The organism is Halobacillus sp. KGW1, from assembly GCF_001592845.1.
Taxonomy (GTDB): Bacteria; Bacillota; Bacilli; order Bacillales; family Halobacillaceae; genus Halobacillus.
Window position 1 is genome coordinate 1,184,780 of sequence record NZ_LSOC01000002.1, and the last position, 16,737, is coordinate 1,201,516.

14 protein-coding genes are annotated in these 16,737 nt (G+C 45.2%); 4 read left to right on the forward strand and 10 right to left on the reverse strand.

What is annotated here, in order from left to right; genetic code table 11:
- Positions 1–55: 55 nt before the first annotated feature.
- Positions 56–2,131, reverse strand: coding sequence for a sigma-54-dependent Fis family transcriptional regulator (locus AXG56_RS06755; RefSeq protein WP_008639020.1), 2,076 nt, complete (start codon positions 2,129–2,131; stop codon positions 56–58).
- A 134-nt stretch (positions 2,132–2,265) separates the two neighbouring features.
- On the opposite strand from AXG56_RS06755, the gene AXG56_RS06760 reads away from it, so the two are divergent.
- The 3 genes from AXG56_RS06760 to AXG56_RS06770 are packed head-to-tail and all read left to right on the forward strand — an operon-like array spanning position 2,266 to position 5,181.
- Positions 2,266–2,502 (forward strand): DUF2627 family protein, encoded by a 237-nt coding sequence (locus AXG56_RS06760; protein ID WP_008639018.1) that lies wholly within the window; start codon positions 2,266–2,268, stop codon positions 2,500–2,502.
- Between the two features lie 24 nt (positions 2,503–2,526).
- Positions 2,527–4,434, forward strand: coding sequence for a DUF294 nucleotidyltransferase-like domain-containing protein (locus AXG56_RS06765; RefSeq protein ID WP_008639016.1), 1,908 nt, complete (start codon positions 2,527–2,529; stop codon positions 4,432–4,434).
- Positions 4,435–5,181 carry a PolC-type DNA polymerase III gene (locus AXG56_RS06770; RefSeq protein ID WP_062513736.1) on the forward strand — a complete coding sequence of 249 codons (747 nt, stop codon included), beginning with the start codon at positions 4,435–4,437 and terminating at the stop codon, positions 5,179–5,181.
- 51 nt (positions 5,182–5,232) lie between these two features.
- On the opposite strand, the gene AXG56_RS06775 is transcribed toward AXG56_RS06770, so the two are convergent.
- On the reverse strand, positions 5,233–6,582 hold the full coding sequence (locus AXG56_RS06775; RefSeq protein ID WP_062513738.1) for an aspartate kinase: 1,350 nt from the start codon (positions 6,580–6,582) through the stop codon (positions 5,233–5,235).
- Positions 6,583–6,790: 208 nt separating this feature from the next.
- Here AXG56_RS06775 and AXG56_RS06780 point away from each other — a divergent pair, with 208 nt between their 5' ends.
- Entirely contained in the window at positions 6,791–7,063 is a 273-nt protein-coding gene (locus AXG56_RS06780) for a hypothetical protein (RefSeq protein WP_008639223.1), read from the forward strand.
- 36 nt (positions 7,064–7,099) lie between these two features.
- Here the strand turns inward: AXG56_RS06780 and spo0A are convergent, their stop codons facing one another.
- The 8 genes from spo0A to AXG56_RS06820 all read right to left on the reverse strand — a co-directional run bounded on the left by spo0A (position 7,100) and on the right by AXG56_RS06820 (position 16,727).
- A complete protein-coding gene (gene spo0A / locus AXG56_RS06785) occupies positions 7,100–7,879 on the reverse strand; it encodes a sporulation transcription factor Spo0A (protein ID WP_008639226.1) in 780 nt (259 codons plus the stop codon).
- 242 nt (positions 7,880–8,121) lie between these two features.
- On the reverse strand, positions 8,122–9,363 hold the full coding sequence (gene spoIVB, locus AXG56_RS06790) for a SpoIVB peptidase (protein ID WP_008639228.1): 1,242 nt from the start codon (positions 9,361–9,363) through the stop codon (positions 8,122–8,124).
- A 189-nt stretch (positions 9,364–9,552) separates the two neighbouring features.
- Positions 9,553–11,280 (reverse strand): DNA repair protein RecN, encoded by a 1,728-nt coding sequence (recN, locus tag AXG56_RS06795; protein ID WP_062513740.1) that lies wholly within the window; start codon positions 11,278–11,280, stop codon positions 9,553–9,555.
- A gap of 15 nt (positions 11,281–11,295) precedes the next feature.
- Positions 11,296–11,745 carry a transcriptional regulator AhrC/ArgR gene (gene ahrC / locus AXG56_RS06800; RefSeq protein WP_008639233.1) on the reverse strand — a complete coding sequence of 150 codons (450 nt, stop codon included), beginning with the start codon at positions 11,743–11,745 and terminating at the stop codon, positions 11,296–11,298.
- A gap of 62 nt (positions 11,746–11,807) precedes the next feature.
- Complete coding sequence (locus AXG56_RS06805) at positions 11,808–12,632, reverse strand: TlyA family RNA methyltransferase (protein ID WP_008639235.1); 825 nt, start codon at positions 12,630–12,632, stop codon at positions 11,808–11,810.
- Positions 12,633–12,639: 7 nt separating this feature from the next.
- A complete protein-coding gene (dxs, locus tag AXG56_RS06810; RefSeq protein WP_062513742.1) occupies positions 12,640–14,532 on the reverse strand; it encodes a 1-deoxy-D-xylulose-5-phosphate synthase in 1,893 nt (630 codons plus the stop codon).
- An 18-nt stretch (positions 14,533–14,550) separates the two neighbouring features.
- On the reverse strand, positions 14,551–15,150 hold the full coding sequence (locus tag AXG56_RS06815; RefSeq protein ID WP_008639239.1) for a hypothetical protein: 600 nt from the start codon (positions 15,148–15,150) through the stop codon (positions 14,551–14,553).
- 707 nt (positions 15,151–15,857) lie between these two features.
- Entirely contained in the window at positions 15,858–16,727 is an 870-nt protein-coding gene (locus AXG56_RS06820; protein ID WP_026577223.1) for a polyprenyl synthetase family protein, read from the reverse strand.
- Positions 16,728–16,737: the final 10 nt, after the last annotated feature.

Here is a 16,737-nt window from a genome sequence, read left to right on the forward strand (position 1 = left end):
TCGCAGCCGCGTAAAAAGCCGAGAAATGCACAAAGCGGGAATGCAAAGTTTTTCACTATGAAAATTCTTGCATGCTTTTTTTGTCCAAATCATACTTCTCTAATTTATAATATAAGTTCCGGATCGAGATTCCAAGCGCTTTGGCTGTTTTCGTTTTATTAAAGCCGTGGGAACGGTACGCTTTTGCCAGTAACTTCTTCTCATAATCATCCACAGCTTCTTGTAATGTAACTTCCGGCCAAGAGGTGTTTTCGGAAGGAATGTACTCCGTACGTGCAGCTTTCGTCAACGGAGGAAGATGTTCTGCAAGAATCGTATCCTCCATATTCTCCATATAGATCATCGCTCTCCCGAGTACGTTCTCAAGCTCACGAACGTTTCCCGGCCATCCATACTCTTTCAGCAACCCGTAAGCTTCCTCATCCATATGCTGTACATGCCTCCCGTAATCTTCATTCAGCTTACTAATCAGATGACGGGCTAAAGATATAACATCTTCCTTTCTTTCCCTGAGGGGAGGTATATAGATCGGAAGACGGTTCAAGCGATAGTACAAATCTTCACGAAAGGTTTTGTTCATAATCGCTTTTTCGAGATTGACGTTCGTGGCCGCAATGACGCGGACGTCTACATGTACAGGTTTCGTTCCTCCGACACGGACAATTTCGTTTTCCTGCAGGACGCGGAGAAGTTTTGCCTGCATGGAAAGGGTAAGCTCCCCAATCTCATCGAGAAAGATACTTCCATGATTCGCCTCTTCAAAAAGCCCTTTTTTTCCTCCTCGTTTCGCACCGGAGAATGCTCCATCCTCATAACCGAATAACTCACTCTCCAAAAGCGATTCGGCGATCGCCGCACAATTGACACGGATGAACTTATTATGCCGCCGCTTGCTTTCATTATGAATGGCGTGCGCGAAAAGCTCCTTTCCTGTGCCTGATTCGCCGCGGAGCAGAACCGTTGCGGGGGTTCTGGCGCCTACTTTTGCCTGCTCCAACGCCAGCGTCATCTCCTGTGACCTTCCCACTATATCATCAAAGGTATACTTAGCTTCCAGACTGCGGATGATCTGGCGGGCCCTCTTCAATTCAGACGTTAACGACTGAATCTCCGACACGTCATGAAGAACACCTACGCTCCCTTTCAGTCGGCCGTCAACGATTACCGGAGCTACGTTGACGAGGACATCTTTATTCGCCGGCCCTACCTTCATCCGCACGCCCCTCACCGGGCGGCGCGTGCGGAGTACTTTCATGTGCATACTTTCCCCTTCTGCTATATCCACCGTTGCCGGTTTGCCCACGATTTCCTCTTCAGAAAGTCCGGTAATCCTTGTATAGGCGGGGTTAATCATTAAACCGCTTCCATTTTCGTCTACTACGGAAATCGCTTCATCCGAAGAATGAATGATCGCTTCAAGCATGGTCTGTATTTCCTTTAAATTCGTAACCTCTTCTGCGAGATCCACTACTTCCGTAATATCTTGAAAAACAGCGAAAGCACCTATAACTTTCTGATCTTGCCCAATCATAGGAATCCTTGTCGTAATGACTTTCTTTCCGTTCTCCAATTCGAGCTGCTGATTCAGTTCTTTCTTCCTGGAAGCGAGAATACGGGGAAGTCTGGAAGCCGGAATGACATCTGTTACCGGAAAACCAACGATCTCTCTTTTGTCTTTATCAAGAATACGTGCAGCACTTTGATTCACAAAGGAGACGCGGCTGTTTTCACCAATGACGATCATCCCGTCGTGAATGCTGTTCAAGATAAGGTGTTGGTTTTGCGTCTGTTGTTTCAACTCTTGAACAAGTGCCTCTTTTTCTTCTAGAAGTTCCGATGTTACGTACGCTACCGAACCAGGTATAACAACTGTGGAAGGCATCCTTTTTGCACGGATTTCCCCAAAGACGGCATCACTGCCTGTCGCCTCAATGACGATATCGATGTCTTTATGTATCCAGTTCTCCCAATGACGGTCTGACGGAATCTGCATCTGCTCTGCCAGCATTAAGCCTTCCGCATCAGGATCGATATCGGTAATAGCAACGACCTGCATGCGCTCAATTTCATTCAATAATTTAAGAAGAGCCGCGCCACCCTTCCCTGCACCAACAATCAACACACGTTTCATTTCACCACACCCTGCAATATTTTGCGTACTTTCATCCTATAACATTCTGCATGTTTTAGCAAGAAGACCAACAGTTCCCTCCCACGGCTCCATTTGATATACTTAACTTGGATTGAAACAAAGGAGCTGTGCTCATGCGCTTACTTGCCTTATTAGTGTTAGTCACACCGGGAATACTCGCTGTCTATGGAATTAAATTAATCCGGGATGCTCTCTTCGGAGAATTCCACGAGATATATTTTCACATCGCTGTCCAAGGTCTTACCGGTTTGCTTTTTTTCCTCGGCGGCCTTCTTTGGATCGGCGGTTTCATCTTATACAGAGACAGAAAAAGAGGACTGACAAAAGGTCGTTTCAAACAGGATCACTAAACAGATACAAAGGAGTTTTGCTCTGTGACAGAGTTCGAATTGTTTCGAAAGCAATATCCTTTTGACTTGCTTTCGGACGAGGAATTTGAAGAGATTTTCGGCAAAGCCGTAGTCAAAGAATACAGCACCAATGAATTTATCATTCATGAAGATCAGGATGAAGACAGAATTGACATCCACTTCCTCGTATCCGGTCTTGCAAAAAACATCATGCACCGGTCCAATGGTCGCCAGCTCTCTGTAAGGTTCTACTACCCGGGAGACCTGGTAGGAGTGATGATTCTTCTTACGAGCGGAGAAATGCGCTTTTCTGTCCAGGCGCTGGAACCGGTCAAAACGGTCTGCTTCGAGAGGGAATCGTTTTTACAAACGATGTCGAACAACACTCATTTCTCCAAGGTCGTCATGGATGGAATCAGCCATTTAATGAAGAGCCTCTATGACGAGGTGAAGTATAAAAGTTCCACCACGGATGAGCAGGACGATCGTGAGCTTTACAAAAAGCGTGCAGATGCCTATATGGAACTTCCAACGTTTATACACCCGGAATCCTCCATTGAAAAAGCAGCCCGCATGCTGCAGCAGCAGAAGATAGAAGCGCTTATTGTAAGCGACGACCAAAGCTCGATGCTTGGGATGATCGGATACGGCCAGATTTTAAAGGCCTATTTTGAAAATGAGCACAAAAATCCCGTTCGGACTTACATGACGGAGGAGTCCTATGAGATTAACGAACAGGAATTCATCTATGATGCGCTGAGTTATTTGAAACACCATCCAACGGAAATCATACCGGTTCTCCACAAAGATAAGGTGGTTGGAATCCTCAGACAGTCTTCCTTCTTCACCATCAAGAACTCCGTTTATTTCGATTTAACATACAAAATATCAAACGCAGCCAGCATTGATGAAATCCGTCCACTTTCTCCCATTTACAATGCAAGATTCCAGCAGTTTGTGTCCAGTCTGATTAAAGACAACATGTTTGCGTACGATATTGCTGAATTAATGACCAACTACAACGACAGGCTGCACAAACAGGTCGTACAAATCGCGGAAGATGAAATGGTAAAAGAGGGGTACGGAGCACCTCCAATCAATTACTGCTTCCTGGTCATGGGAAGTGAGGGACGTAAAGAGCAAGCTTTCTCCACGGATCAGGACAATGCCATGATTCTCGCTGACTACAGCAGTTCCAAGCATAAAAAGACGATAGAAGAATACTTCCGAATCTTTGCCGGTAAAATTAACGACATGCTGAATGAGTGCGGCTATCCTTATTGTACAGGCGGAATTATGGCAAGAGAAGATAAGTGGCGTCAGCAGACAAGCCAGTGGCACGCAAGTATCGACCGCTGGATTGCCAAAATGGATGCGGAAGAGATCCGCGATTTTACTATCTTCATGGATTTCCGTCCGATCATTGGAGATTATTCACTAGCCTATGATTTAAAAAAATATGTGACCAAGCGCGTTCAAAAATCATTGAACCTCCATCAACTGCTGATGAAGGATACATTGAGATTCCGCGTCCCTGTCCAGCCCTTCGGACGGATTACCGGAATCGGTAAAAAACGGACATTAAATTTAAAGAAATCTGCAATTATGCAGATTGTGAATGCCGTCAGGATATACAGCATGAAGTACGGCATCGAAGAAATCAATACCGTAAACAGGCTGGAGGCATTGGCTGAGCAGGAGCGCTTCCATCCACGCGATGTGGAAAATGCAAAGACAGCCCTGCACAGGCTGATGTTGTTCCGGCTAAAAGCAAATCTAGATCAACTTGACGACGATGAACCATTGTCCAATGATTTGAAGCTCGGCTCTCTGAAAAAAGAAGAGCGCCGCTCTTTAAAGGAAGCGCTGATCATCGCCAAACGACTGCAGCAAGTTTTAGAGTTGAGCTATAACCGAAATCGGGTGGTATAGTTGTTACCTGTTGACTTACAAATTATTAAATATATCTTTTTTGAGAAACCGATGTATCATTTTAAAATCAAACCATTTTTGAAATGGAACATTTATCAATCGCTGGAGGAAACATTGTCTCTATATGAAAAAGACACTCGTTTCCACCAAAAAAAATTGGAAGAATTGGATTTTACAATTTTCGATCTAGAAACAACCGGCTTCTTTCCGGAAATTGGTCATGAGATCATTTCTATAGGGGCCATCCGTTTAAACGGTCTTCATGCCTGCAGGAGTCGGAAGTTTCATCAAATCATCCGTCCTATCCGTCCTGTTAACAATCAAACATTACGCCTTACAGGACTCACTAAGCAACAGCTCATGGATGCAAGTCCTTTCATCGAAGGTTTTACAAATTTCCTGGAATTCAGTGAAGGGTCCGTCTTGGTCGCCCATCCGGCAAAGTTTGATATGCGTTTTCTGAGAGCTATGTTAAAACGATGGAAGCTGCCGGACTATGAACCCCATGTATTGGATTCACAGATAATGGCACAATGGCTTCTGCCACACGTCAAACACCAGCTTGATCCATTATTAAAATATGTAGGGATAGACAAACGGGAACGCCATCACGCGTTGAATGATGCCATCATGACCGCAGAGTTGTTCCAATTCCTCCTCTCTAAGGCGCTGAATCATAAGATCGAGACACTGGATGACCTTTATACCGTGTGCCGAAATCAACAAAAGGCGAAACAGCAATCGTAGCTGTTTCGCCTTTTTTTCTGCCCCCGTCCTTACACAGAACGCCCATGCCTCTTATTCAAAAAAGGTATGATAAAGGGATTGAAGAGCATCCGAAAGCCCGGAGGATTTCACACCGAACATCATGGCTACTTCGGATGATCCTTGATTAATCATTTCTATATTCACACCAGCCTCCCTGAAAGCAGATGCTGCTTGACTGGCAATGCCGACTGTTTGGTTCATCCCTTCCCCTACAATCATAATCATAGCCATCTCTCGTTCAATCAGTACCGTGTCAACTTTCAACTCTTCTTTGATCCGATTTACCACCACTTCTTCCTTCTCTGGTGGAAGGTGATGTTCTCTGATGACAACAGACATGTCATCGATTCCCGAAGGAGCGTGCTCAAAGGAAACCTCTTCATCTTCCAGTATTTGAAGTAGTTTTCGACCGAATCCGATCTCACGGTTCATCAAATATTTACTGACATATAAATTCAGAAAGCCGTCATCACTTGCAATTCCTACGACATGGCTTTCCCGCTCAGGCAGCTCTGCTACGATCATCGTCCCTGGAGCAGAAGGATTATTTGTGTTTTTTATGCATACCGGTATTTTCGCTTTAAAGGCCGGTATGAGAGCTTCATCATGGAAGACGGAAAAGCCTGCATAAGACAGCTCTCTCATTTCCCTGTAGGTTAAGGATGTCAACGGCTTTGGTTTGTCCACATACATTGGATTAACACAAAATACCGAATCAACATCAGTAAAGTTCTCATAAAGCTCGGCTTTTAACCCGGCAGCAACAATGGAACCGGTTATATCCGAACCTCCTCTGGAGAAAGTTACGATCTCTCCTTCCGGTGTAAACCCAAAGAATCCGGGTATGACTAAAATTTCGTTCCGACTTCTTAATTCATACAATCGATCGAAACTTTCCTCTAAAACGATGGCTCCTCCAGGCTCATCCCTGACGAGAATACCTGCGTCTTTGGGATTTACATAGGAAGCAGACAGACCTGACTTCTCCAAATAAGCACTGATGATACGTGCGGATCCGTCTTCACCACAAGCTTTCAGGGAATCAAGCCCATGGCTGTGCCCCTCTTGTATCATCTGAACGGCGTTGTCGATTTGTTCTTTTACAGACTCCATCACGCTTATCGAAAGGTCGAGCTCTTCTGTCATAGACCGGAAACGATCCAGAATTGTTTTATATACATCTTCTTTCATAACTCCTGCCTGTAAAGCCATTCCCAGCTCGATTAATAAATCGGTTACCTTTGTATCCTCTTTATATCGCTTGCCAGGCGCCGACACAACGACAACACGCCGAGTATCATCCAATTCAATAATCCCTTTTACTTTTTTGATTTGCCCCGCATCTGCTACAGAGCTGCCACCAAATTTAATAACTTTCATATGTACAACACCCCATTAGTGAACCAAAGTAATTAATAATTAAGAATTGTACCACAAAATAAGAGGAGAATAGAATAGATATTTATGAAAAAAAAGATTATATAAAATATTTTCGACTTTATGTTGGGAATTTTTACATTATTTATGTATATCTGTTACATCTTTGTCTTATTTGCTTTATTATGGATATGAAAGGAGGAGTAGTCAGATGGTGTTACGCAGAGATGGATTCGGAGGAACAAGGTATTATCCGGAGAACAGCGAAATTCATATCCTTTGTACATACATGGAAACGGGCCATCGCTATATCATCATTCACTACTTGGATCTTCCTTTCAGCTACAGACAGTTGAACCGGGATGGATTATTGTTCTTGGAGGAACATATTTATACGTGCCTGCTGCCTGAATTGGATCGGATTGATGAAGGGTTTTACGATGATATGTCCATGGCAGAAGAAATTGTCAGGATGATGAAATAAAAAACACGAGGGGAAATACCCCCTCGTGTTTCGCGTTCAACTTGCTTTATGCTCCAGGCGGAGCCTGTCCGCTACCATTGCGATGAACTCTGAGTTCGTCGGTTTTGCTTTCGTATTGGAGATGGTGTAACCGAACAAGGAAGAGATCGCGTCAATGTTTCCACGATTCCAGGCTACTTCAATCGCATGGCGGATCGCCCTTTCCACTCTGGAAGCCGTCGTGTTGTATTTCGTTGCAATATCAGGATAAAGGACTTTCGTAATGGAGCCGAGCAGTTCCAAATCGCGATACACCATCGTGATGGCCTCCCGCAGATATTGATACCCTTTAATATGCGCAGGAACACCGACTTCGTGAATGATATGCGTAATGCTCGTATCCAAGTCTGGTTTCTTGGACTTCGTAGACGTGTAGGTGTTTCCAAGTGCACGATTTATCGGATCTCCGGCATGCTTGATCTGGCGGACCTGCTCTCCCAGGTGATCCAGGTCGAACGGTTTCATCATGAAGTAGGCAGCACCTAATTCCACCGCTTTTTTCGTCACTTCTTCCTGTCCGAACGCTGTTAACATGATCACTTCCGGCTGCTTGTCCAGCTCTCTCAATTTATTCAAAACCGCTAATCCGTCCAAGTGAGGCATGATGATGTCGAGAATGAGCACATCGGGATTCTTTTCTTCGACCATTTGGAGACAATCTTTACCATTAAATGACGTCCCAATGACATCGATATCGTGCGTGTCCTCAAAATAATCCTCAAGAAGCTTCACCAGCTCGCGATTATCATCAGCCAAACAAACTTGAATTTTTTCCATTAATTTTCCTCCTTACAAAATTGTCCTCTTTTCTCTGTAATTCATAAGTTCGACAGACAGGAAATCTAACCCTTTTTTATTATAACAAAAAAATTTTAATATTCGAGATTATCTCTTAAATGCTTTAAAATACTTTAAAAATCGCACTGTTTCGACATTGATATCCTCCATTTGTCGAATCATGTCGATGACGTTGCAGATATTTCTACCAAAAAAAAGAAGAACCCCGTTCAGGGTTCTTCTTAGCTTGCTTTTTGACCTTTTTCTTCATAAATATCGATTCCCGCTTCTTGCAGCATCCATTCGATGTGCACACCGTAACCACTAGTAGGATCGTTGACAAAAACATGCGTGACGGCACCGATAATTTTGCCATTCTGAATGATTGGACTTCCACTCATTCCTTGAACAATTCCTCCGGTTTTCTTCAACAGTTCTTTATCTGTAATCTTGACGATCATGCCTTTTGTAACGGCTGATTTCTTCGGCGTGTTGCTCACGATTTCCACATCGAAAGTCTGCATTCTTTCTCCATCCAGCACCGTCATGATTTGTGCGGGTCCTTCTTTAACCTCTTCCGCAAATCCGACTGGTAAGCCTTCAGGGTAAGCGCTGTTCTCCATATCGCCCTCTAGTTCGCCGAATATACCAAACGGCGTATTCTTGGTAATATTTCCGAGCTTATCGTCTTTCAATGAGAACTTAGCCCGCTTTTCTCCCGGGATTCCCCGACTTCCCTTTTCAATGGAAGTTACTTGGGATTTTACTATGGTACCTTCATGAATCTCGATCGGTTTTTTTGTATCCATATCCGAGATCACGTGCCCGAGCGCTCCATATTTCTTACTTTGTGGATGGTAAAATGTCATCGTTCCGATTCCTGCAGCGGAATCTCTAATATACAGGCCGATCTGATACTCGTTTTCCTGCGCGTTGAACGCCGGTGTTAACGAAGTTTGAATCGTTTCTTCTCCACGTTTAATCGTAAGGTCGACAGCATTTTCTTTCTCTCCTGACTCCTTGACGATGGAGGACAGCTGCTCCATGCTGTGAAGGTCCTTGCCATTACCTTTAAGGAGAATATCCCCCACATGGATATTTGCTTCTTCACCAGGAGAGGCTTTTTCCGCTCCTTCACCACTAACTAAATGGTGGCCGACTACGAGGACGCCTTTCGTATGCAGTTCGACGCCTACCGACTGTCCCCCCGGTACGAGCCGGATGTCTTTCATCCCTTGTACGCTCGTCTTCTTAAGAGGAATTCCTGCAAACTCATGGAACACCTCGTCATCATCAGTAGATGAAAATGCCGTAAGTGCCTTGGAATCGTCATTCCAAACAGGTGTAGATACAGAATTGGCAGTCGTCACTTTCATTTCTGTTGGGATGGACAAATATTGTTGAACAGGTGTCAATAATGGTAACGTGAGCATGAACAGCAGGAGAACAGAACCACATATATATTTCATTATCCTTACATTCACGGGTTCACTCTCCTTCTAACTCCAGTACCAACTAAATGGCTTACTTATAATGTGGTCTTCCGCCCCTTTTTTTAAACGAGCATAATCACAGTAAATATAGTACCCATTCCCTGCCCATGTAAGATATCCCTTGAATAAAACAAAATAGGCGCAGAAAAAGCATCTGCGCCTATTTTTACCTGATCCCTGTTATTTATTACGTTTATGTTTATCTGCCATAACGAGTAGTTCTTTTGCATGCTCGACTGTCGTTTCCGTCAATTCTGCGCCGGTAATCATTCGTGAAATTTCATCCGCCTGCTCTTCGTGTGTTAATTCCGAAGCAGCTGTGTGGGTTCGATCATTATCCACGCGCTTCTCAATCCTAATGTGCGTATCGGCCATTGCAGCTACTTGTGGCAGGTGGGAGATGCAGAGCACTTGGGATCCTTCGGAGATGCCGTATATCTTCTCAGCAATCGCCTGAGCTACTCTGCCGCTTACACCTGTGTCGACTTCATCGAATATGACGCTCGTTACTCCCTGGTGTCTGGAAAATATCCGCTTTAGTGCAAGCATTATACGTGACATTTCTCCACCGGAAGCTACTTTATGTAATTCTTTAAGCGGTTCTCCTGGATTTGTGGTAATGAGGAATTTCACAATATCCGTACCGTTTGGCATCAGCTGAACCGGCTTACCTTCAAACATTGGATCCTGTTCTTTTCCTTCCTTCATACGGATATCAACCGCAAAAGATGCTTTTTCTAAATATAAATCGCGCAGCTCTTCATGAATGTATTCCCCTAGACGCGAAGCTGCTTCCATTCGTATGTCGTGGATTGCTTTCGCTTCTAATACGGCATCCTGACCAAGTTCATATATGTCTGATTCCATCTTACTTAAATGAGAGTCTTTGTTCTTAATCTCATCAATTTCTTCCTCAATCTTAGATGCGTATTGAAGCATATCATCCACTGTACCACCATATTTTTTCTTCAAACGGTTGAGCTCATTCAACCTTGACTCCATCTGATTCAATCGTTCAGGATCAAATTCCAGTTCAGCCATTTGACTGCTCAACTGGAAGGTCATTTCTTCGATTAAATAATAAGAATTAGCCAATTCCTCTGATATTTTTGCGATGTTTTCATCGACATCCGCCGTGCTTTCCAAGGAAGTCATCGCATGACTAAGCCAATCGAGACCCCGCTGTTCACCATAAAGGGAATAATAGGCATCATGAATGCCTTGATAAATTTTCTCATAATTAAGCAGTTTCTTACGTTCCTCAGCCAGCTCTTCATCCTCTTTAGGTTCCATCTCCGCTTCCTGAAGTTCGCGAAGCTGAAATTCAAGAAGGTCAAGCCGCTGCGCCATCTCCTGCTCATTCTGACTCAAATCCTTATACCGTTTCCTCAATGTCCTGTACTTATCAAAGACCTGCTGATACTCTTCAAGCGTCGGACGAATGCCTTCCCCGGCAAATACATCGAGAAGCTCTATGTGTCGATCAGGGTCCATCAATGACTGTGTTTCATGTTGGCTGTGTATATCAATGAGGGCCTGACCAAACTCCTTCATAATGCCAAGTGTAACAAGCTTTCCGTTTACGCGACATATGCTCTTTCCCTGATTTGTAATCGTTCTGTTCAAGACAACCATTCCATCATCCTGAATGTCCACTCCAAACGCTTCCCCTGTACGGTAAATCGGGTGGTCGCGCTCCACGATAAATAAACCCTCTATTTCCGCCTTTTTCGTTCCATGCCGGACGAACTCTACAGAGCCTCTTCCGCCTGACAGCAGTTGAATAGCATCGATGATAATCGACTTACCGGCACCGGTCTCTCCAGTTAAAACGGTCAAACCTTCTTTAAATGTAATGGAAATCTGATCGATAATTGCAAAATCACGAATGGATAATTCCGTTAACATGAAAATACACCTCAGTTATAGCATATTTAGCAGCTGTTCGCTTATCGCCTCTGTCTGCTTCTCACTTCGACAAATAATCAAACACGTATCATCCCCGCATATCGTGCCCATGATCTCGTCCCAATCTAAATTATCCACCAATGCGCCAATGGCATTCGCATTCCCGGGCAGAGTCTTCAAAATGATGAAGTGACCCGCGCGGTCAATACTGACGAAAGCATCCATCATCAGTCTTTTCAGCTTTTCCAACGGGTTGAACCGCTGATCGGCAGGCAGGCTGTATTTATAACGACCATCCATCATAGGAACTTTGACAAGGTGCAGTTCTTTTATATCACGGGATACCGTTGCTTGTGTGACGTTGTACCCCATTCCCTTTAAACGATCCACCAGTTCATCCTGCGTTTCAATATCGTCGTTTGTAATCAATTCCCTGATTTTGATATGACGTTGTCCTTTATTCATGACCATCCTCCATTTCAAGTCCTTCCATAAGAAAAGGGCCGAAGCTCAGCCCTTTTTATACATTATGCGTTTTTGCCGTGCGCATCATGCGCTTCCTTGACAACTGCCTGAACATCGACATTATTGTTAATAACCGCTTGCCCCTGCTCCGTCAGACGAAGATGAACAAGAAATTCAATGTTTCCGTCTCCCCCGGTGATCGGAGAATACGTGAGTCCATAAACAGAATATCCGTACTTTGTAGCAAAATCAAGGATTGTTTCAACGACTTGACCATGAATGGCGGGATCTCTGACGATGCCCTTTTTCCCCACTTGTTCTCTCCCTGCTTCAAACTGGGGTTTGATAAGAGCTACGACATCGCCGCCCTTTTCTAAAATATCCGCCAGTACCGGCAGGATGATTCGAAGGGATATGAATGATACATCAATGGAAGCAAATTGAGGGGTGCCGTAGGACAAATCCTCGGACGTCATGTAACGGAAGTTGGTTCGTTCCATAACAACGACCTGGTCGTTGTTACGCAGCTTCCAATCCAACTGATTGTAACCGACGTCGACGGCATAACTCATTTTCACACCGTTCTGTAGACCGCAATCGGTAAATCCTCCGGTGGAAGAGCCGATATCGATCATAACTTTGTCTCTAACTGACAAATCAAACACTTTCAAGGCTTTTTCCAGCTTCAGTCCTCCACGACTTACGTAAGGAATGGCTTTTCCCTTAACCGTCAGTTCCAGGTCTTCCTCCACCTTTTGGCCAGGCTTATCTAAACGGTTCTGCTCGTGAAAGACGAGACCGGCCATGATGGTGCGCTTGGCTTTCTCCCTCGTCTCCACGTAGCCTTTTTCAACTAACAAAACATCTAATCGTACTTTTCTGCCCATATCTTAGTTATGCCCTTTGCTGTTTAGTTGGGACCAATTCTTTTAGATTCTTGACGAGCGCATCCTCCGTCAATCCAATCTCTTCCCATAATTGACTTACACTTCCGTGTTCAATAAAACGGTCCGGAATTCCCATACGCTTCACAAATTGTCCGTTATACCCATTCTCTTCGGCAAATTCCAGGATGCTTGCTCCGAAACCGCCCTGAAGAACAGCTTCTTCGACTGTAATAATAGGTAGACCTTCCTTCATAATGTCATGGAGCATCGCATCATCAAGCGGTTTGATGAATCGGGCGTTGACAACCCGGACAGAGCGTCCTTCCTTCTCCATACGCCTGCTTGCTTCCAGGGCCATATCGATCGTAGTTCCGAAGGTGAGTATAACAGCATCTTTACCTTCTTTAAGAACGTCCCAACTGCCGATCGGTATCGTCTTCTGAACACGATCCACTTCCACACCTTTTGCATTTCCACGTGGATAGCGGATGGCAAACGGACCATCATCATAAGACGCGGCCGTATGAACGAGGTGCTGCGCCTCATTTTCGTCTTTAGGCATAGTAATGATCATATTCGGAATGGAACGTAGAAACGCGACATCGAATACTCCCTGGTGTGTTTCTCCATCCGCACCGACAAGCCCGGCACGATCGATTCCAAGGATGACATTCAGTTTCATACGGGCGATGTCATGGATCACCTGGTCGTAACTGCGTTGAAGGAATGTCGAGTAAATAGCCAAAAACGGCTTCATCCCCTGAGTTGCCAGCCCCGCAGACAGCGTGGTCGCATGTTGTTCTGCGATACCTACATCATAGAGCCTGTCCGGAAACTCCTCGCCGAATTTTTCAAGCTTGGAACCGAGAATCATTGCTGGTGTGACTGCAACAATACGATCATCTTTTCTTGCTTCCACCCGCAGAGCTTCACTGATGACCGAGCTCCATGCTGGAGGGGCATCTACAGGCTTGATTTTCTCCCCGGACTCGATCTTGTAAGGGCCCACGCCATGCCATTTGTCTTTCACATCATTCTCAGCCGGATGATAGCCTTTACCTTTTTGGGTCATGACATGGACGATGACAGGACCATCTGTTTTCTTCGCATATTTGAGATTTTCGATAAGGTCGTCGAAATCATGCCCGTCCACAGGACCAAAATAAGTAAATCCCAGTTCCTCAAAAAACATGCCGGGAACGACGAAATATTTCATGCTGTCTTTCAATCGTTCAGCGACTTGGGCAATCTTACCGCCGACGGCTGGGATCTTCTTCATGATCCACTCTAAGTCGTCTTTTGCACGGTTATATTTCCCGGCACTTCTCATTCGAGCAAGTGCCCCGTGCAGCGCACCGACGTTTTTGGCGATGGACATTTCGTTATCATTTAAGATGACGGTTACATTCTTCTTCTCATCCCCTATATGGTTCAGCGCTTCCAAGGCCATTCCCCCTGTAAGGGCGCCGTCTCCAATAATCGGAAGGATCGAATGGTTTTCTTTTTTAAGGTCCCTTGCGATCGCCATTCCCATGGCTGCGGAAAGAGACGTGGAGCTGTGTCCCGTTTCCCAGACATCGTGTTCGCTCTCATCCCGCTTAGGGAATCCGCACAGACCTTTATATTGGCGAAGCGAGCCGAATTGGTCTGCTCTCCCTGTCAGGATTTTATGGATATAGGACTGGTGTCCGACGTCCCACAGCAGGCGGTCTTCCGGACTGTTGTACACTTTATGCAAAGCAAGCGTCAGTTCGACTACGCCGAGGTTAGCCCCCAGGTGCCCTCCTGTCGCTGCCAGATTTTCAATAAGGAATTGTCTTGTTTCCTGCGCTAGTACTTCTAGCTGCTTTGTATTCATTTCCTTTAGAAAGGAAGGATTTTTGATTTTACACAGATCCATAAATGGACCCCCTTGTATTTATCTTGATTTTTTTGCGGATGCCGCCGTTCCTGTTACTATTTTTACTTTCAGACGCTTTTCTAACCATGCAATTACTTTTGCGGCTGTAAAGATAATCTTCGTGGAAGAGTGAATAGCAAAGGATTTCCCTAATGCCTTCCCTCCGACCGTAAGCGCAGCGACAATACTTGTCAGTGTGACAGAGATGACGATCTGCACAGTCGAACCTTCATTGTAGCCGAAGGAGTTGGCGAGTTGGATGACGACAACAGCAGATGCTGTTCCGCTGACTATACCAGATATATCCCCTATTACGTCGTTACAGAAACTAGCGAATCGATCCGCGTTTCTCACGATGACAATAGCTTCTTTCGCACCTGGGACCTTTTCAGAGGCCATGGCATGAAACGGGGTTTCATCTGCAGCAGTGGCTGCTATGCCCAGCATATCGAAAACGACACCAATCAATACGATGATCAATACAATGACGAGGCCGAAGATCCATATGACACCACTTAACACGGAAGAAGATATAACTGAAAAAATAGCCGCTAACACGAATGTGATAACGGCAATACTCAAACTAAATTGTACGGCTCTTTTAAATTTATTGTCCATTCTATACCTCTATATATTAGAATTACATTTCATATGTAGGAAAGGAATGGTCATGAAACAGGTAAAAATTGCGGCTTAGGTCTAGTAGGTTTTCCCAACTGAGTACCGAGTGTCACCACTCTGGCGGTTCCCCATTAAACTCAGCTCAGCTCCGTCTCCGAAAACTGGACTAGATTGCCACTCAGTCCGCACTATAATTCCTGTTCCATGTCCATAAACGAACAGCCTAGGGGATTTCCCCGACAGCCTTTAGCCGTTCCTTAGCCTCTTTTGCAGTCATGATTTCATATAGTTTACGCATCAGCACCTCAGTGGCCATCTGAAGATGAACTGACATTCATGCTATAATCCCCTCAAACACCACTCAAGGCAGGCTACGCTGCGCACATAGAGACTACTCCATATGCTGCAGGTTCATACCCCATTTCATAACGGCATCTGGCTCAGATGCCATCACAAGAATGGGCCTCCGCGGAAGCAGGGTCAACGCCCACATGCCTTTGTGGATCGCCCTGCGACCTTAACTCCCAGCATCGACCCAAGGCTGGGCGCCTCAAGCCAACACAAGGAACTTCATCGATGTGCCCTTCGGCGGATTTTTAGGCCCGCCTTCAGGAACGGAGGGCCGACTAGGATACTGCACCATTCCTTTATATAAATCAAATATACCATAGAATGATCAGCCGCTCAATTGAAAACATCCGGGATCAATGGTCACGATCACTTAAGTACTCGATCAGTTGGGATAGAAACGTCCCTTCCACTCCGGCGTCTTTAAGTGCCTGTTTTGCTATACCGACATATTGCTCCTTCTGCTCCACGGCACCTTCGAGGCCAAGAAGTTGAGGGTAGGTGCTTTTATGATTGCCTTCATCGCTTCCTGTCGGCTTTCCAATGACGGCTGCGTCTCCTGTTACGTCCAGGATATCGTCCTGAATTTGGAAAATAAGACCGAGTGCATCCGCCATTTTCTCCATGGCTGCACTTGCTTCGGAGGAAGCTCCTCCTAAATAAGCACCTGCCATGACAGAAAAACGGAGAAGCTGTCCCGTCTTATTTCTATGGATACTTTCAAGCTCATCCAGCGTAATTTGTTTATTTTCACTGAGCATGTCCTGCATTTGTCCCTCGACCATGCCGGTGGCTCCACTTGCTTTTGCCAGTTCTTTAATCAGATACACACGCTCTCGATCGGAAAGCGCAGGATCTTCTGCAACGATCCGGGAGCTCATCGTAAGAAGTGCATCCCCTGCAAGAATCGCTGTCGCCTCGTCAAATTGTTTGTGATTGGTAGGCTGACCTCGACGCACATCATCATCATCCATTGCCGGAAGGTCATCGTGGATTAAGGAGTAGGTATGGATCATTTCCAGGCTCGACGATACTCCCAATGTTTTTGTTTCTTCTACTCCAAACGCCTCGGCTGTCGCCATAAGCAGAATCGGCCGCAGTCGCTTCCCTCCTGCTCTTAACGAATACAGCATGGCATCCTGCAGCCTCCCGGGAGTCGAGTATTCGCGCAGGTACATATCCAAATAGTCATTGATTGTCTCACGTTTATCGCTGAGGTAATCCATTAATGCCACG